1 pseudogene is annotated in these 236 nt (G+C 60.6%); it reads right to left on the minus strand.

Going from position 1 to position 236, the window contains the following annotated elements:
• Positions 1–155: pseudogene (locus EOD29_RS34995) on the minus strand (ATP-binding protein); the annotation flags it as partial.
• Positions 156–236 lie beyond the last annotated feature (81 nt).

Below are 236 nucleotides of genomic sequence, written 5' to 3' on the forward strand. Positions count from 1 at the left end.
TTTTCCGGTCCCCAGTCATCGAGGATCAGCAGGTCGGTCTTGGCGATAGATTTGGGGATTCTGCCGTATCGCCCGTCACCCCTTGCAAGCGCGAGCGTGGCGAACAGCCGGGGAACGCGGTGGTATGCAACGGAGAAATCCTCGCGGCATGCTTTGACCGATGGATGCGGCCCAGCGCCGAAAGCGATCTGGTGTCCACTCAGCGTATCGCCGGTGGGAACTGGTCATGTGATCTG

It is taken from the genome of Mesorhizobium sp. M1A.T.Ca.IN.004.03.1.1, from assembly GCF_003997555.1.
Lineage (GTDB): Bacteria > Pseudomonadota > Alphaproteobacteria > Rhizobiales > Rhizobiaceae > Mesorhizobium.